Source organism: Paenibacillus aceti (assembly GCF_003614185.1).
Lineage (GTDB): Bacteria > Bacillota > Bacilli > Paenibacillales > Paenibacillaceae > Fontibacillus > Fontibacillus aceti.
The window spans coordinates 2,789,840-2,805,999 of the sequence record NZ_KZ987724.1 but is presented as its reverse complement, the minus strand read 5'-3'; the positions used below and the strand labels follow the sequence as shown (position 1 = coordinate 2,805,999).

The window sequence follows — 16,160 nt, the reverse complement described above, 5'->3', positions numbered from 1 at the left end:
TGCCTCCTATTCCGAAGGATGAAGTGCTCCCTGTCAAGTAGACAGTGTAAAAAACAAAATAGTTAGTTTGCATTCCTCAGCTCGGTTAAACCGAGCTGAGTTTTTTTCATTATGCAGCACGTCGGTATTCGTTAGGTGACAAGCCATCCAAACACTCTGTATAGCGATAGTTGTTGTAATAATGAATATATTCCTTAACGTCTTTGAGGACGTCTTCATAGGTATCGTGCTTTGTAAGATAATAGCTTTCTGATTTGTAAGTGCCCCAGAATCGTTCAATAGGTTGGTTGTCCAAGCATCGGCTTACACGAGACATGCTTTTCATAAATCCGTATTTTATATGGAGCCAATTATACTCATGTGAGGTATATTGGAAGCCTCTATCGCTATGAAGAAGTGGAGTGACCCCCGAATTCTTACAGTAGGCTTTCTTCACCGTATCCATGACGAGTTTATTGTTGTTGGAGGGGCTTAACACCCATGAGACGATAGAGTTATCGTATACATCGAGAATAGCACTCAGATAGGCTTTACGACCGTTCCCGTACTTCAATTCTGTAACGTCGGTACACCACTTCATATTAGGAGCATCTGCTTGAAATTCACGGTTCATTACATTTTCCGCTACATGAATTTCTGAAGCTTTCACATAGTTGGGTCGTTTCCTGCGAATGACTGCTTTCAATCCAAGAGCACACATGATTCGATAGTAACGCTTTTTGTTGTAATTTTTCTTGAGTTTTCGGTTTAATTGGGTGCGGATTTGACGGTATCCGAGTGCTCCTTTTCTCTTGTCATAGCGCAGCTTTACTTCCTTAGCGAGTGAAATCATTTCAAGTTCTCTGGTGGATGGCTTCCATTTCAGCCATTTATAATAGGCAGACCTAGCGACTCCAGCTAGCTTACACAGCTTTGTGATGGCGTAGCCTTTCTCCGAGTGCAGTTCTTGGATGGCTTGATACAAGTCTACATGTCGAACTAAGGTTAACGTGTATTTCGTCGCCGGATCTCTGCCAACTTTTTTGCAAGGGCGTTCTCCATTTCCAGGTACTCATTTCGCGCCTCTAGTTCTTTGATCCGAAGCTTGAGCCGTTCATGATCATTTAGCTCTTCTACAGGCTTATTACGTCCCCGATGATCATGAAGCGCATCCTCACCGCCAGATTGATATTTACGAACCCATGCATACACCTGTTGATAAGAAACTTTGTATTTCTCAATCGACTTCTGATAATCGAAATCATTAGCGATCGTATATTGAGCAATTTCAATACGTTCTTGGAGAGTGGTTTTACGTCCTTTATTCATATGAGATAGTCCTTTTCCTTTACGAGTAGGTTTCATTTCTTCCCCACTAGTATACTTGGAAATCCATCTCGTCAAAACACTTTTACTCGAAATATGATATTTCTTCGTCGCCTCCCGTATGGAATGATTACCGGATAGGACATCCATGATTGCAGTAAGCCTCAGATCCTTTGAATAGGCTTTCCACCCTCTAGACTTCTTTAATCCCTCAAAACCATCTGCTTTATATTTTCTAACCCATTCTGTGACGGTGTGCCTATCTACCCCAAGCCGTTTCGCTTCATGAGTTGGGTTAGTTTCATTCTGAAGACAACGTTCTACGACATGTAACTTGATCTCAAAAGAAATTGGACTCTTTTTGGACATTAGAAAAACTCCCATCATTATAGAAGTAGAAGTTTTTGTTTTTTTCTACTGTCTACTATGATGGGAGCATATCATAGGTAGGGCGGTCTATTTCTTTTATATAGGCGGGTAATCCTAGATATTGGTATAAGAAAGAGATAGAAATATAGAGATACTGCCCTTTAGTCCAGAACAAGAATATACAGGATAATATTGTATCATCTCATACATATTGGTAGAATATGTGTAACACAACTCCGCTTAATCCTCATACGATATTAATTTTTGGCTTCTTCCCTTACACCATGTGAATTCCCAAAATTATGAAGTGAATAGCGCGTGTACAGGAGGTGCCCTTCCATTCAAAAGATAGATCTTGACCGGCTCGACCACTTGGCTAGTATCGTGGAGCATTTGCGCCAGACCATGGAACAGGAAATTACCGGTATGTCCAGAGATGTGAATCGTCTGCTCCATGATACAGAAGCGAATTACTCGGAGTATGATTTGCGCACAGCTACCCAAGAGACCGCGAGCCTGCTCCGTGAGATTGAAATGCTTGCCAGGCATATCGATGAGCAGCTCAGAGAAAAGATAAGAGGCCTGAAGTATGCCGCCAATCATTATGCAGATACCGATAGACAAGCCGGGAAATTGACCCAATCACAGATATCCACACCTTACTTCGATCAGAACTCTCCATTTGCTCCGTTGCAGAATCTTACAGGAAATATTTTATATGGCCCTACGAATTCTCCTAATTCAGATTCCATCGGATTCTCCAATCTATTCGACCAGCTTCAAGCGATCCAGCGGCAGGGACTCCTGGTTCGTCTATCTCCTGTCAAAGAAGATCCGCGAATTGCCAGCCTTTTGCAAACGATGCAAAACGGGGATTCCATGGCACAGAGACTAGCCCAGCTGGAATTAGAAAAAATCGCCGAGGCCTTTACGGAAATCGCTCGTAGTCAGAAGGCTTATGTTGTTTATCAGGCCTATAGCCATCGTGAATACATGGAATCGGCTCATCAATATGCCGAAGCCCATTCCATCGTGAATACATGGAATCGGCTCATCAATATGCCGAAGCCCATTCCATCGTGAATACATGGAATCGGCTCATCAATATGCCGAAGCCCATTCCATCGTGAATACATGGAATCGGCTCATCAATATGCCGAAGCCCAGCGGAAGAAGCTCGAAGAAATGGGGGTATCGGGGGAATGGTATAACGAAGGCAAAGGCATCGATCTGAGTGATTTTTATCAAGGAGGGTTACTGGAAGCCTGTAGATACAATCCGTTAAAGAATGACCGATCGCTGCTGTTAGATGATGAAGAGATCAGAGCCCTGCTGGAGCAGGGGATGCTGGGAGAAGTTGAATTAGATGTGCTTCGTCAGAGATATGACGAGCTGGAGGTAAAGGTACTTCATCGTCAGCAGCTAGAGCAACAGTTAGAGAAGTATAATCAATTAGTCGCTGAGGAAGACATCCGGAAGATGCAGCAGCTTCTTAAGGATATGAATCTGTATCATGGAGAAGTCACCGGTGAGTATAATCAAGAGCTGCTAATTGCTGTAGCAGGCTATCAGTATATCGCCAATAATCACAGTACCCTGTTTGCCGTATGGCGTGAATTAAGTGGTTATCATGAGGGTAAAGAATTTGAAGTAGATGGACTAATTACGAAAGAGCTAATAGGGCTGGCAGATGCGGAGAGAGGACTAGGTTATTGGAATGATCCGGGTGTGAAAACCAGTGGGGTTGGGGTAGCGATGACCTCGGTAGGAGTCGGGGATGGAATCGTGAGTCAGGTTTGGGATGAAGGCAGCGGGTTAGTGAAGCAGGTCTGGTCTGTCAATCCTACGAATCCGAAGTTCTGGACAGACACGATGCCCGGATATTATGATCTAGCCAAGGCCATCACCAATGGAGATATTACCCTGGAAGATATCAAGGAAGCGTTGAAAGAAGGGGCTGCAGAAGAGTTCGTGGTCCCGTTCCAGGATATCTATGATTTACAGGAGAAAGTATTGAGCGGGAAGGCTAACTACGAAGAGAGCAAACGATATGGGAGTGCCTTGGTAAAGGCCTTTCTGGCTCTGACGCTAGTGGAAGGAGCAGTAAAATCGGGAGTTAAGATATCCGGCAAACTGAGCAAGCAGCTCTCCGAACTACTGCCTAAGCTGAACGGCGGAGCCGTGGTGGTTACTGAAGGTGGAATGAAGGTCAAGGTTCCAGACACTTATCGCATCGAGACTGCGGAGAGTCCCGATATTCAGAGGAAGCAGTATAGGTTAGATCGGAAGAGATTTGAAGAAGATATTGCGGGAACGAATAAATTTAGTGCTTCTACTATTAGGAATAATGTTAGTAACGATATACTAGATGCTATGGAGTCTAAAGGTGGTCATTTACTTGATAAACATGTAAGTAAAACTAATGAAGATTTGCTAAAGCGTGCTGCTCAAGAAGGAGTGCCTTCAACTACCTTTTACAATAAGAGTACTGCATTAAAAGCAACACAAGAAAATATTAGAAAAAATGCAGAGCAAATTTCCGATTGGTTAAATGATGAGAATTCAAAGGGCTATTTGATTACAAAGGTCCAGCATGAATATTCGATTGGGAAAGGTGTAGATGTTAAAAATGGAGGGAATTCTGCTTCAAAGCAAGTGGTCGATAATTTAATTACCTCTCAGTTGTATTTGGTTAAAGACACCTCAATGCCTGCGGGTTATAGAATTATTACCGGATACCCAGTATTCGAATAAGGAGAAGAGTATATTGATTAACGAACAAGAACAATATAAAAACTTAAAATATTTTATTGAAAGTTACTTTAATTGGAGTATGGATTATGCAGATCTAGGCGAGTTGATTGAGGAGTATAAAAAACGAGAGTCATCATTACATGTGGAAGGTCTGGTTCAAGAAATTAAAGAAATTAGCGAACATCGAAATTGGGAAGAGATAAAGAACTTTGTTTATCTACATGGTAGAAGAAATTTATCTAATAAAAAAATAGAACAAATGATTGAACTATTTATGGCGAAACTAACGGGGCTATAAACAAATTGATGTCGACTCAATAAAGACTGTGATTTCATCATGTCCGACCACATAAGTATCTCGAATGGAGGCTCCCCATGAACCATAGGGAAGAACAAGAAAAGCAGCAACTCGAAGAATATAAGAAGAACCCAACCATCAATATGGCTGATTCAGTCAATCGTTCGAAGATCGGTAACTTGGGTGCTTTGACAAGCGGAGGATTCCTGACCAGAATCATAACGACCTTAGTAATTATCGGAGGATTGCTCCTATTATTATTTCTCAAATAGCAGATGCGGCTATGATCCATAAGATCATGGCTTTTTTTCTGTGCGAACTTCATTTAATTTTTGGGAAATGTCCCTTTTCCAGAGGCTCAGGGGTTATATAAGTAAACCAAACCACAAGCCGCTATGGCGAAAGGAGACTCATCCAATGACTCTTACGAAAAAATGATCATTGCCACCACAAGCATTCTGCTAGTATTGGGCTCAGCAAGCGGATTTATTGCAGAGGCAGGCGCTGCCTCGCAGAAACAGTCGAAGACAGGGGCGACATCAAGCAAGAGCAACCTCAACCTCGAACGTCAGAAAAAAGAGGCGATGGACATCTTCCATCCCGAAGATAAGAAACCGGGTCATTTAACCGTAATGTATAACGGGACTGATAATTCGCTGTCTTTTAACTATCTCTCTATAACCAGTTTAGATTACGACGAGTACACAGCTGTTGTCCAAATACAAAGCGCCAGAGTTGCAGCAACCGGAAGGACTACCGGAGGGGTATATGTTCAAGTCTGGAGAGATTGTGCCGCCGTACCCCCTGTTTTTTACCAAGTCATATGAAAATATGTTGAAGGAACTCAAAGCAGAGGCAAAAGGGAAGAAATACTACGCGAAAAAGCTAAACTGGACCGAAGCAGGCGGGGCGGCGATAATCTTCCCTAAAGATTCAGATGTGATTCGGATTAGCTCTAAAAAAATTCAGCCCTTCACTACGGAAGTCACCCGTGTCCCGGGTAAAGGTGAAAAGTTCGAGAAATTAAGTATCCATGGGATCGATGCGCTCTACTCGACGAATTCCAATGATTTATATTCTACCAAGTTAAGATGGGAGGATCCGGAGAACCAAGTCGAATACGAGATATCCACTTATAAGAAAAGCCCGCTGACACAGGAAGATCTTGTAGCGATTGCGGAGAGTATGATCCAAGAATAGATTGAGGGGAAGCTGAGAGTCTGCACAGGCAGACTCTTTGCCCTGTCTTCGCGCGAGGTGACAAGAGGAAATACCTCCTTAAATCCTAACCTCCGGCGCACGCAGCTTCAGTGTCAATTCCTTACCGCCGGGGACCTCCTTGGTTTCAGCTACAGTCCAGTTCACGGCCAGGCGTTGTTCAACCAGCTCAGCTTGCTGCTCGGTGAGCCGCAATTTCTCGATGATCCCCTCTCCGACTTCGAAATCTTGTCCGCTTTGCAGGTCGAAGGCTTGCTCTAGCCAGCTTTTTAGCCCATTCCGGGTATTGAAGGTCAGACGGTAGCCTTCCTTGACGGCTTCGGCCAGTCTCTCCCCATGCTCATCGGCATAACTGATGAAATTCTCATACCTGAAGCGTTCATCCTGGGCCTGCTGAAAGGCCGCAGAATCTTTGGCTTCAACCGCAGCAAGGATCGCCTGATCGGACATTCCGGCCCTACGGGCATGCTCCAGCAAAATGCCAGTACTCTGCGATAATTTAATAGATATATGGTTCATGTCTCTCTTCCTCCTCATCGGATACTAGTAAATCAATAGGATTACCTTACATTACATTATAACGGCTGATCTACATAAGTCGAACTAAATAAGCAGATCACATGTGGTATAATTCGAGTAAGGGAGGGATTCGTATGGATCGTTCGATTCTACTGCTCTTTTTATTTGCTTTTACGATACATAATCTGGAGGAAGCTGCTTGGCTGATCAGGCAATCATCCAGAGTGAGCAAGACTAAATTGCATAAGACGATTACCCAGGATCAGTTCATGTTCGGTCTGTTCTGGGTGACTGGACTGGCTTATCTGATTACGGCGCTGTACATGTTCTATCCAAACCAGGAGCTCCTGAAATATGCTTATTTCGGCTACGTCGGCTGCATGCTCCTGAACATCGTGTTCCCACATTTGCTCGTGACGATTATCGAACGCTGCTATTCTCCCGGGTTGCTCACTGGAATTCTAGTCATCCTTCCCATACATACCTTAATCATCAAGACCGGAATCGATAGCAGTACAATTACAATGTCCCAATTCATCATCAGCACGTTGGCGATGGCGGTGATACTGGTCGCGACTATTCCGCTTAGCTTCATGGCAGGTAAGAAATTAATCAATTATTAACCCCATCTTTTGCGAAAAAAAAGAGCGCTGCTTATCCGACAGTTCCCATCTGTTTATCTCTACTATGATCTACATAGGCACTAAGTTATCCTTCTAAATACCCCTGCGGTTCGGTATAAAGTTGCACAGCGGGTCGCAAGATCCGCTTAAAGGGCGCTGGATTTCGATCATTTGTAACGGTTTTCGGCGGCCCGAACGGCCTATTCACAATTGTCATAAATTGTGGTTTTCTGAATAATGGTGCAAGATTTTGCTGCATTGCAGCTTGATTATATTATTCAGGAGGCATTTCTATGAGAATAAACTTCTTCAAGCCTAGGGGTGTGCGTATCCTCCTATCTCTGAGCTTGATCGCCGGACTATTCGCTGGGGTATCACAGACTGAGGTTGGGGCGGTACCTGTGCGAGCGAAGGATCCGGTATTCAGTGACATTAAAGGACATTGGGCAAAGCAAGAGATTGAGGCTATGGTGGAACAGGGGATTCTGGACGGGTATCCCGACGGAAGCTTCCGCCCGAACGAGCCGGTGAAGGTCGATCAATTTATCAAAATGCTGATTCTGTCTTACAGCGAGCAGCATCCGAACCTGGAACGAAGCTGGAAGAGCTCTTTCTTGGAATCACTTACCGAGGAGAATCGGACGATTCTGAAGCAGGATTATCGCTATTTCAATTTCAAGCCTGCAATGACCGGGTATTGGGCCAAACCTTACATAGACGTTGCCAGTGATTTGAATTTTCTGAATAAAGGTCGGTACAGTGATTTTCAGGCAAATATGACCCGTGAGAATGTGGCGGAGGTGCTGTTCTATACGCTGCAGGAAACCGAATATCTGGAGGATGAACAGTTCAGCCGCACGGTGGCGCAGGGCTATGGGGATTTGACAAGTGCTACGGATCGGGAGCAGAAGTTCATCGCGGAAGCCTTGATCAAAGGGATTATGGAAGGGTATCCAGATGGCAAATTCGGCGTTGGCCGCTATGTGACACGGGCTGAGTCGCTCGTGATCTTGAACCGACTGACCGACAAAATGAAACGCATCCCGGTTCTACCCCAGGCTGAGAAGCTCCAGCGTCTAGTGCCTACGACTGGAGGCGGACAGAAGATCGTCGCCTTCCCGGACAGAAAAATGTGGGATGCCTATGACACTTTGAAGCAGGCAGGTCAGCTTCGCGGCACCAATTATGATCTGCTGGATACGACGCTTCGTCTATTCAAGGACGAGAAGGAGAAGAAGGCGGTACAGGAGAGTACAGCGCAGGGCAACACAAGCGCTACAGCCGCAACCGAAGAGGCCGCAATCTGGTTAGACCCGACTTACAATACCTATGGTATCACGGTACGTCTGCGGCAAGGGACGCTGGCCCGGAACAAGGAGCCGATTCAACTCTTCGCCAACCAGTTGTTCTCCTATGATGCGATTGCCTTCAATCGCTGGTTCGACGATATTTGCGCCGAGGTAGAGGCGGGCAGACCGCTAGCTTCCAAGCAGGCGGATGTCGGAGACTACACGGTGAATGTCCTGGTCGATAACCCGGCCAAGACGGTGATTTTCTCGATCGCCATCAAGAAAGCTTATTGATTTTTAAATAAGGCCCTCGGCTCCCTGATCAATCGTAGGGAACTGGGGGCTTTTCTTATTTCTAACGGAAGTGAGAGCACTTATTAGCTCCCAAAAGGATGAGCAGCCGGAGAAAATCTGAATATGAGGTCAGCTATTTCCGTTACATTTTCAAATAGACGAAATAAGTGGGAATAGCGTCGCTCAATTCCGTTAGAGAAATCAATTGAAATAAACCATATAATAGGAAATAATATTATTACAGTAGCTATGGCAATACGTTTCAGCCCAGGGCGTATGACGGTATGCTGGCGAGTTCAATGAAAAAGTATAAATCTGTTGACAGGGCATGGGGGAGATGAAAGCGATGATACAGTTAAGTAGACTGGCCGCCGGAATGGTTCTATGTTCCATATTATTACTGCCTTCACCAGCCACGGTTCTGGGGACTGATGCTGATCACACGGGGATAAATCTTAGAACCGCCGCACCTGACCTCTCCAGCAATATACTTCCGCGAAAAGGGGACTCCTTGGAGGCCAAGCAGCGGATTCCTCTTTTTCCAGAACAAATTACCGCTCAGAGTGACATCTATAAATTTAATGTGTCATCCTACGGACAGCTGGGAGACAGATTCACGGTCCGTGATAGGAAGGGCGAGCTGCTTCAGCTTCATTCCGAGGATCTGGGCAATGTCTGGACGCCGTTATGGTATTGGTCAAAGGATGCCGTTCTGATGGAGCCGCCGAATGAGCCGCGACTGGTTACTCTGACCGACAGAGCTAAGCTGGTCTTAGCCCCGAACAGCTCAATAGCATGGGATAATAGGAAGGATGCTTCCGTCTGGGTCGCTGTCGCTCAGTGGAAGAGCTGGGCAGGCGTACTCGTAGGTCCAGAGCCTTGGCAGCAGGATGGAGAGATCTATCAACCGATCCTGTTGTGGGTTCAGAAGCAGGATATAGCGAGTGAAGAACCGCTGCCTCCTTCAGGGCTCTTCGCCCAGGACTCCCGAATATCTACGGATAGGTTCAGGAGTATGACGAGCGGGCTACTCGTTCCCGGCATGGATCGAGCTTCTGTTCAGAAGCTGCTCGGAGCGCCGTTATTTACGGAGATATCGGAGAATTTGCAAATGATAGATGGCCAGCCGATGCAATTGGGGGAGACTTGGCGATATGAGCGGTCAGATGGGCATTTCCTGGTCTCCTTCTCGGACGAGGGTAAGCTGGAGCGAACGAGCTGGATTTTTTCTGGTACAGGTCAGGCCCAGACTATCTATAGCGGAGCGGAATCCCGCTTCTCTTATAAATTCCTCAATACTCCATTGCCGAAGACTTTACCGTTGAAGCAGGTATGGCGACAGCAGGGGGATTTGGACTTTGCTTATTTGCTCGCGGCTACTCCTAGAGAACTGCTAGTTCTGGGGGATGATGGTGGATTCAGCGGAATGCATCATAACTCCCATCTATATGCGATCTCTAGGGCTGATGGCAGGAAGCTGTGGCAGGTAGAGGCAGGCTTTGGCACTCTGCAGGTAGAGGTTGCGGAATCAGGGGATAGGGTAACGGTATTGACCGACTATAACCCGCAGGCGAAGCGATATGAGAATAGATTACAGCAAATTCGTCTGTCCGATGGCAAAATACTATGGGGTCTAGTCCCGGAGGAAGACGTCAGAATGGGGATGTGGCTGGCGCGTCATTCTGTGATTCTCTTGAGCAGTCCCGATTCCGTCACGCAAAAACCTGCAACCACGGAATTATCCGTTCTTGATCATAATACGGGCAAGCTGAAATGGAAGCGGAAGGTGGCTCCCGAGGCCCGGGTGCTCAATGAAGGAGGCGCGGACCCTTATGTGCTTGTGCGGGATGATGAGGCACTGAAGGCTTATGACCCGGAATCGGGACAGGTGATGTGGTCGGTTAAGCTACAGGGGAAGCTATCGGGGCCTATAGACTATGATATCTATTATCCTGGAGGAATAAGATCCGGCCCTTTCGCAGAGCCTGATCCCGATCGTTGGTTCCTGCTAGGTGACCGCTGGGTGCGGCTCAATATGCAGACGGGAAGCAGCCTGGCGGAATATCCTGCTGTACCGGGTGAACCTTTTGAAGTGATCGATGGACGCTATTTGCTTGTGCAGCGGCTAATGCGACCGAAGGTAAGTGGAGATCGCCTGCAAAGCGGAGAGACTGCGGGAAACCGCCTAATTCCAGATTACGAAAAAAATAATCCACAGTATGAATCGGTACTGTATGATACGGAGCGCCGCACGGAACTATGGTCGATCTCGGGCAAAGCTGCGAAAGGAGTCATCGCCGGGGACATGCTGTACTTGCTCCGCGACGGTGCCCCTACAGCGATAGAACTGAAGAGTGGTAGGCTGATATGGAAAATGAAAGAGACAGCAGATGTACCAGAAAATATGGATTCCTGTGCCGGGGGCGGTTATATCGTATTGCGCGATGATTTGCTGCTTCCTTACGGCGCTAATCTGCTAGTGATCGACAGGTCGAACGGCAGCTTGCTAGGGCGGATTCCTGATCTGCTAATGGGTTATGCGGAGCTGCGCGAGGATGTGAGCCGTAAGGGGACGATGAATAGGTCTGGAGATGAGCTCTATGTCGGCACTGCGAACGGTGCCATGGTGCGCTTCAGTATTCGTGAGCTGGAGCAGGAACTCGCTCCATAGCCTCGTTCTATGTGAATTTTGACTTCTAACGAAACACCATATCGCTATTTCCGCAAAATAGGGGGAAACCGAAATCTAACGAAACGTCATATCGTTGTTTCGGTGAAATCCTGGGTTTTATGCAGAAAATTACCCCAATAGCGATACCCAGTTTCCTCAGATTTTCAAATCGCCTTTTTTGAGGCAAGTAGCGTTCCACAGTTTCGTTACAGCGATCTTCCGCCTTCTTGACTACTTCCCGGTTCTGCAGCACTGAAGCTCTCCAGAAACTTTCTGGCCAGGGAGGAGAGGTACCGATCCTTGATCCAGATCGCTGCGACTTGGGTCTGTAGCGCGGAGCTCCCTATTTCTTTATAGATCAGATTGCTGTTGTTCGCCAACTTATACGCGGATCTCGGGATGATCCCGATGCCAAGCCCGGCATTGGCCCAGAGCAGTGTCGTGCGAGCATCATCGTTCTTGCAGAATATATTCGGCTCGAAGCCCGTCTTCTGGCAGGTCTCGCGGATCAGCTGCTCGAATCGGCGATAGATAATCAGAGGGCGATTGCGAAGCTCGGCGATGGGGATGCGCTCTTGTTCCGGATCCCAATCCAGCTCCGGGCTCATGACGGCAATCATCGGCTCCGTCTCGGCGTATTTGTAGCCCATACCACTAGTGTTGAACGGGGTTCTGACGATACCGAGCTCGATAACGCCGCTCTGAAGCAATTCTATAATTCGGAACGTGTTGCCCTCATGAATCTCAAATTTAATCCCCGTGTAGGTTTTATGAAAATCGGATAATCTATCTTTTAACAAGGTTGCCCCTGAGGAGGAGACGGTGCCAATCGTCAGCGTTCCCTTCAAGCCTTTGGCAAAATCACTGACTTCCCGAGAGGTTGAGTCGGCTAAATCGAGAATCTGCTGGGCTCTGCGCCGCAGTATTTCCCCGGCATCCGTAAGGCGTATGCTGCGCGGACCGCGCTCCACCAGCTTAACACCAAGCTCGTCCTCCAGCTGCTTCAGCTGCTGGCTGAGAGGGGGCTGGGCCATTTGCAGTTTTTTGGCGGCGGATGTGATCTGCCCTTCCTCTGCAATCGTTAGGAAGTACCTTAATTGCCTAATATCCATATAGACCTCCTCCGTGTCTGCGCCTGACATATGTATTTCATATATATAAGATATAAATCAAATATTATTAATATGGAAGGGGATATGTCATAATCATATCCGGTAACTATAAATCGTCAACTATGCTGTGATGGGGATGGTATTTTGTTCAGACTGGCAGTATTCTTAAAACCTTACAAGAAGGAAAGTATTCTGGGTCCTTTCTTCAAGCTGGTGGAAGCGATTCTGGAGCTGCTTCTGCCGACGATCGTGGCTCTAATTGTGAATCATGGTATCGGCAATAACGATATCGATTATGTATGGAGAATGGGCGGCCTGATGGTAGTGATGTCCTTGCTTGGCTTCGGCAGCTCGCTCATCTGTCAATATTATGCGGCCCGGGCTTCCCAGGGCTTCGGAACGACCCTGCGTAACACGCTGTTCAGCCATATCTCTACGCTGTCCTATGCGGAAATTGACCGCCTGGGGACACCTTCTCTGATTAACCGCATTACGAATGATGTCAATCAGATGCAGATAGCGGTGGCGATGCTGATCCGGCTTGTGATTCGAGCACCATTCATTTGTATTGGCGCGATTATCATGGCGATGCTGCTTGATTTCAGATTGTCGCTTGTGTTGCTCGCGGCGACTCCGATATTCGGTATTATTCTTTTTTTTATTATTGCAAAATCTGCCCCCTTGTATCGCTTATACCAGAATAAGCTGGACAGGATTGCTCAGGTGTTAAGTGAGAATCTGACGGGGGTTCGCGTCATTCGCGCCTTTGCCAAACGACAGGCCGAGAAGGAGCGATTCCGCGCGGCCTCAGACGATATTACTGCGACGGCAATTCGGGTAGGACGGGTATCGGCGCTGCTCAGTCCGGTAACAACGCTCGTCGTGAATGGGGCGATCATCGCGATTCTATGGGTCGGCGGTTTTCATATTAATGAGGGGATATTGTCCACCGGTGAGATTATCGCCTTCATTAACTACGTGACACAGATTTTACTCGCTTTGATCGTGGTGTCGAATCTGATTATTCTATTTACCAAGGCGGCTTCATCGGCGGCGCGGATCAATGAAGTGCTGGATACGGTACCTTCGATTGCTGATCCAGAGCCTGCCAAGCGGCAGCAACAGGTATCTCCGGCTGTTGCGGAGGAGCAGAAATATCCGGCGATTGTCTTCGACCACGTCTCCTTCGGATACAGTACAACGGGGGAACCGGCCCTCAGTGATATATCCGTAGAGATCGCTCGTGGGGAGACAGTAGGCATCATCGGGGGAACCGGATCGGGAAAATCTACATTCGTGAATCTGATTCCAAGATTCTATGATGTCACCTCCGGGCGGATATGGGTAGACGGGATCGATGTACGAGATTATCGCCTGCAGGAGCTGCGCGGCAGGATCGGGATCGTACCGCAGAAGGCGCTGCTGTTCACAGGGACGATTGCAGACAATATTCGCTGGGGAGACGAGCAGGCTACGGATGAAGAGGTCCGGCGGGCGGCAGTGATCGCTCAGGCGGATGAATTTATATCCAAAATGCCTGAAGGCTACAACACCCAAATTTCCAGAGGTGGCCTCAATCTGTCCGGTGGTCAGAAGCAGCGCTTAACGATTGCTCGGGCTGTCGTCGCTGATCCGGATATTCTGATCCTTGATGATTCTTCGAGTGCGCTTGATTTTGCCACTGATGCGGCCTTAAGAAGGTCGATCCGCGAGAGCAGCCAAGGAATGACGGTTCTCCTCGTATCGCAACGGGTCAGCACGGTTCAGCAGGCGGATAAGATTATCGTCTTCGAGGACGGCCGGATCGCCGGGATCGGCACCGACGCCGAGCTGAAGCGCGATTGCAGTGTCTATCAGGAGATTTGCCGCTCACAGCTGTCCAATGAGGAGGCGATGCAACCATGAACATGAAGCAGACGTGGACAAGACTATTGAATTACACGGGAAAATATAAAAGCTACGCCACATGGTCCTGCCTCAGTGCGATCATCAGCGTGGCCGCGAGCTTGATCGGTCCTTATCTGATCGGGAAGACGATCGATCATATGATCGGAATAGGTGAGGTCCAGTTTGCAGAAATCTTTCGTCTACTTACGATATTGGGCCTGGTGTATCTGGTCGGCAGCGCGTTCGGCTGGGTGCTGACTTACCTGACGAATCGGCTGGCCTATCAGACGGTCAATGATCTACGTGACGAGATGTTCGACAGGTTGAACGTTCTGCCACTGAAATATCATGACAATCACCCGCAGGGGGACAGCATCAGCAGATTCGTCAATGATATGGACGCAATTTCGGACGGTCTGCTGCAGGGATTCTCGACCTTGCTGACCGGGATCGTCACCGTCATCGGCGCGATCGTGCTTATGCTCTATACGAGTCCGATGATGACTATTGTCGTGCTGTTGTCTGCGCCGGCGACGTATTTCGTGGCACGTTTCATAACGATCCGCTCCCAGCAGCTATTTCGTGATCAGGCCCGTATATTGGGCAGCTTGAACGGTTATGTCGAAGAGATGATCGGCGGTCAGAAGGTCGTTCAGGCCTTCCGCTATGAGGAGCATTCTTTTGCAGAATTCACGGCACGCAATGAGGAACTATACCAGACCGGGGTCAAATCCCAATTTGTCAGTTCGCTATCCAATCCCTCGACCCGTCTGGTTAACAATATTACCTTCTCGATCATCGCCTTAATCGGTAGTATCATGGTCATTATGTCCCGGATCTCGATCGGGGAGCTGTCCAGCTTCCTGATCTATGCGAATCTGTTCGCTAAGCCGTTCAATGAGATTACGGGAGTCATTACGCAGCTTCAGTCGGCGACAGCTTCGGCACAGCGCGTGTTCCAGGTGCTCGATGAGCCAGAGGAGCCGAAGGATGACCCTAAGGCAGTGCATTTTCCGGCAGCACAGGGGACGATTACGTTCCATCATGTGAAGTTTGCTTATCAGGCCGATCGCCCCTTGATCACCGATCTGAATCTGGTCGTTGAGCCGGGCACGAAGGTCGCCATCGTCGGGCAGACCGGCGCAGGCAAGACGACGCTAGTGAATCTGTTAATGCGCTTCTATGATGTCGAGGATGGCGAGATCGCCATTGACGGAACGAATATCAACCGCATGACCCGTGACAGCCTGCGCCGCACCTTCGGGATGGTGCTGCAGGATACCTGGCTGTTCGGCGGCACGATCCGCGACAATATCGCTTACGGGAAGCCGGAGGCCAGCCAGGAGGAGGTTATCGCCGCCGCGAAGGCCGCTAACGCGCATAGCTTCATCAAGCGGCTGCCGCAGGGCTATGATACGGTGATCAGCGGTACTGGCGACAGCTTGTCGCAGGGGCAGAAGCAGCTGTTGACGATCGCCCGCGTGATGCTGGTCGATCCGCCGATGCTGATTCTGGATGAGGCGACGAGCAGCATCGATACGCTGACCGAGATCCGTATTCAGGCGGCGTTCTTGAAGATGATGGAGGGCCGCACGAGCTTCGTCATCGCCCACCGCTTGTCCACGATCCGCGAGGCGGATGTGATCCTCTATATGAAGGACGGCGATGTTGTCGAGAGCGGCAGCCATGAGGAATTGCTTGAACGCGGCGGCTACTACGCCGGGCTGTACAACAGCCAGTTCGCGGCAGTGAACGGATAGTGGAAGCAGTAGACTCTTGCGATCTGTGGAGCGTTAGAGCTGAGCGTTGAGGACAATTCCT

14 protein-coding genes are annotated in these 16,160 nt (G+C 48.2%); 10 read left to right on the top strand and 4 right to left on the bottom strand.

Going from position 1 to position 16,160, the window contains the following annotated elements:
* Positions 1-109: 109 nt before the first annotated feature.
* Both BFJ94_RS12555 and BFJ94_RS12550 read right to left on the bottom strand, forming a co-directional pair.
* Positions 110-964 (bottom strand): IS3 family transposase, encoded by an 855-nt coding sequence (locus BFJ94_RS12555; protein WP_120462979.1) that lies wholly within the window; start codon positions 962-964, stop codon positions 110-112.
* 20 nt (positions 965-984) lie between these two features.
* Positions 985-1,674, bottom strand: a complete 690-nt coding sequence (locus BFJ94_RS12550) for a helix-turn-helix domain-containing protein (protein WP_162944263.1) — start codon at positions 1,672-1,674, stop codon at positions 985-987.
* 318 nt (positions 1,675-1,992) lie between these two features.
* Here BFJ94_RS12550 and BFJ94_RS12545 point away from each other — a divergent pair, with 318 nt between their 5' ends.
* From BFJ94_RS12545 to BFJ94_RS25840, 5 genes are all read left to right on the top strand, one after another.
* Positions 1,993-2,757, top strand: a complete 765-nt coding sequence (locus BFJ94_RS12545) for a hypothetical protein (protein WP_162944262.1) — start codon at positions 1,993-1,995, stop codon at positions 2,755-2,757.
* Positions 2,758-2,808: 51 nt separating this feature from the next.
* Positions 2,809-4,428 carry an RNase A-like domain-containing protein gene (locus BFJ94_RS25845; protein ID WP_240431908.1) on the top strand — a complete coding sequence of 540 codons (1,620 nt, stop codon included), beginning with the start codon at positions 2,809-2,811 and terminating at the stop codon, positions 4,426-4,428.
* A 13-nt stretch (positions 4,429-4,441) separates the two neighbouring features.
* Positions 4,442-4,726 (top strand): contact-dependent growth inhibition system immunity protein, encoded by a 285-nt coding sequence (locus BFJ94_RS12535; protein ID WP_229717045.1) that lies wholly within the window; start codon positions 4,442-4,444, stop codon positions 4,724-4,726.
* A 77-nt stretch (positions 4,727-4,803) separates the two neighbouring features.
* Entirely contained in the window at positions 4,804-4,998 is a 195-nt protein-coding gene (locus BFJ94_RS12530; protein ID WP_120462976.1) for a DUF6366 family protein, read from the top strand.
* Between the two features lie 439 nt (positions 4,999-5,437).
* Positions 5,438-5,926: a DUF4367 domain-containing protein gene (locus tag BFJ94_RS25840; RefSeq protein ID WP_240431907.1), complete on the top strand. Its 489-nt coding sequence runs from the start codon at positions 5,438-5,440 to the stop codon at positions 5,924-5,926.
* A gap of 78 nt (positions 5,927-6,004) precedes the next feature.
* Here the strand turns inward: BFJ94_RS25840 and BFJ94_RS12520 are convergent, their stop codons facing one another.
* On the bottom strand, positions 6,005-6,463 hold the full coding sequence (locus BFJ94_RS12520) for a hypothetical protein (protein ID WP_120462975.1): 459 nt from the start codon (positions 6,461-6,463) through the stop codon (positions 6,005-6,007).
* 134 nt (positions 6,464-6,597) lie between these two features.
* On the opposite strand from BFJ94_RS12520, the gene BFJ94_RS12515 reads away from it, so the two are divergent.
* The 3 genes from BFJ94_RS12515 (at position 6,598) to BFJ94_RS12505 (ending at position 11,340) form a co-directional block, all read left to right on the top strand.
* On the top strand, positions 6,598-7,086 hold the full coding sequence (locus BFJ94_RS12515; protein WP_120462974.1) for an HXXEE domain-containing protein: 489 nt from the start codon (positions 6,598-6,600) through the stop codon (positions 7,084-7,086).
* A 293-nt stretch (positions 7,087-7,379) separates the two neighbouring features.
* Positions 7,380-8,669: an S-layer homology domain-containing protein gene (locus BFJ94_RS12510; RefSeq protein ID WP_120462973.1), complete on the top strand. Its 1,290-nt coding sequence runs from the start codon at positions 7,380-7,382 to the stop codon at positions 8,667-8,669.
* Positions 8,670-9,015: 346 nt separating this feature from the next.
* The gene (locus BFJ94_RS12505; protein ID WP_162944261.1) at positions 9,016-11,340 is read left to right on the top strand and encodes an outer membrane protein assembly factor BamB family protein; all 2,325 of its coding nucleotides are present in this window, start codon (positions 9,016-9,018) and stop codon (positions 11,338-11,340) included.
* Positions 11,341-11,546: 206 nt separating this feature from the next.
* On the opposite strand, the gene BFJ94_RS12500 is transcribed toward BFJ94_RS12505, so the two are convergent.
* Positions 11,547-12,452 (bottom strand): LysR family transcriptional regulator, encoded by a 906-nt coding sequence (locus tag BFJ94_RS12500; RefSeq protein ID WP_120462971.1) that lies wholly within the window; start codon positions 12,450-12,452, stop codon positions 11,547-11,549.
* Positions 12,453-12,596: 144 nt separating this feature from the next.
* On the opposite strand from BFJ94_RS12500, the gene BFJ94_RS12495 reads away from it, so the two are divergent.
* Together BFJ94_RS12495 and BFJ94_RS12490 are read left to right on the top strand one after the other, a co-directional pair.
* The gene (locus tag BFJ94_RS12495) at positions 12,597-14,357 is read left to right on the top strand and encodes an ABC transporter ATP-binding protein (RefSeq protein WP_120462970.1); all 1,761 of its coding nucleotides are present in this window, start codon (positions 12,597-12,599) and stop codon (positions 14,355-14,357) included.
* On the top strand, positions 14,354-16,099 hold the full coding sequence (locus tag BFJ94_RS12490) for an ABC transporter ATP-binding protein (RefSeq protein ID WP_120462969.1): 1,746 nt from the start codon (positions 14,354-14,356) through the stop codon (positions 16,097-16,099). The genes BFJ94_RS12495 and BFJ94_RS12490 overlap by 4 nt, the downstream gene beginning before the upstream one ends.
* Positions 16,100-16,160: the final 61 nt, after the last annotated feature.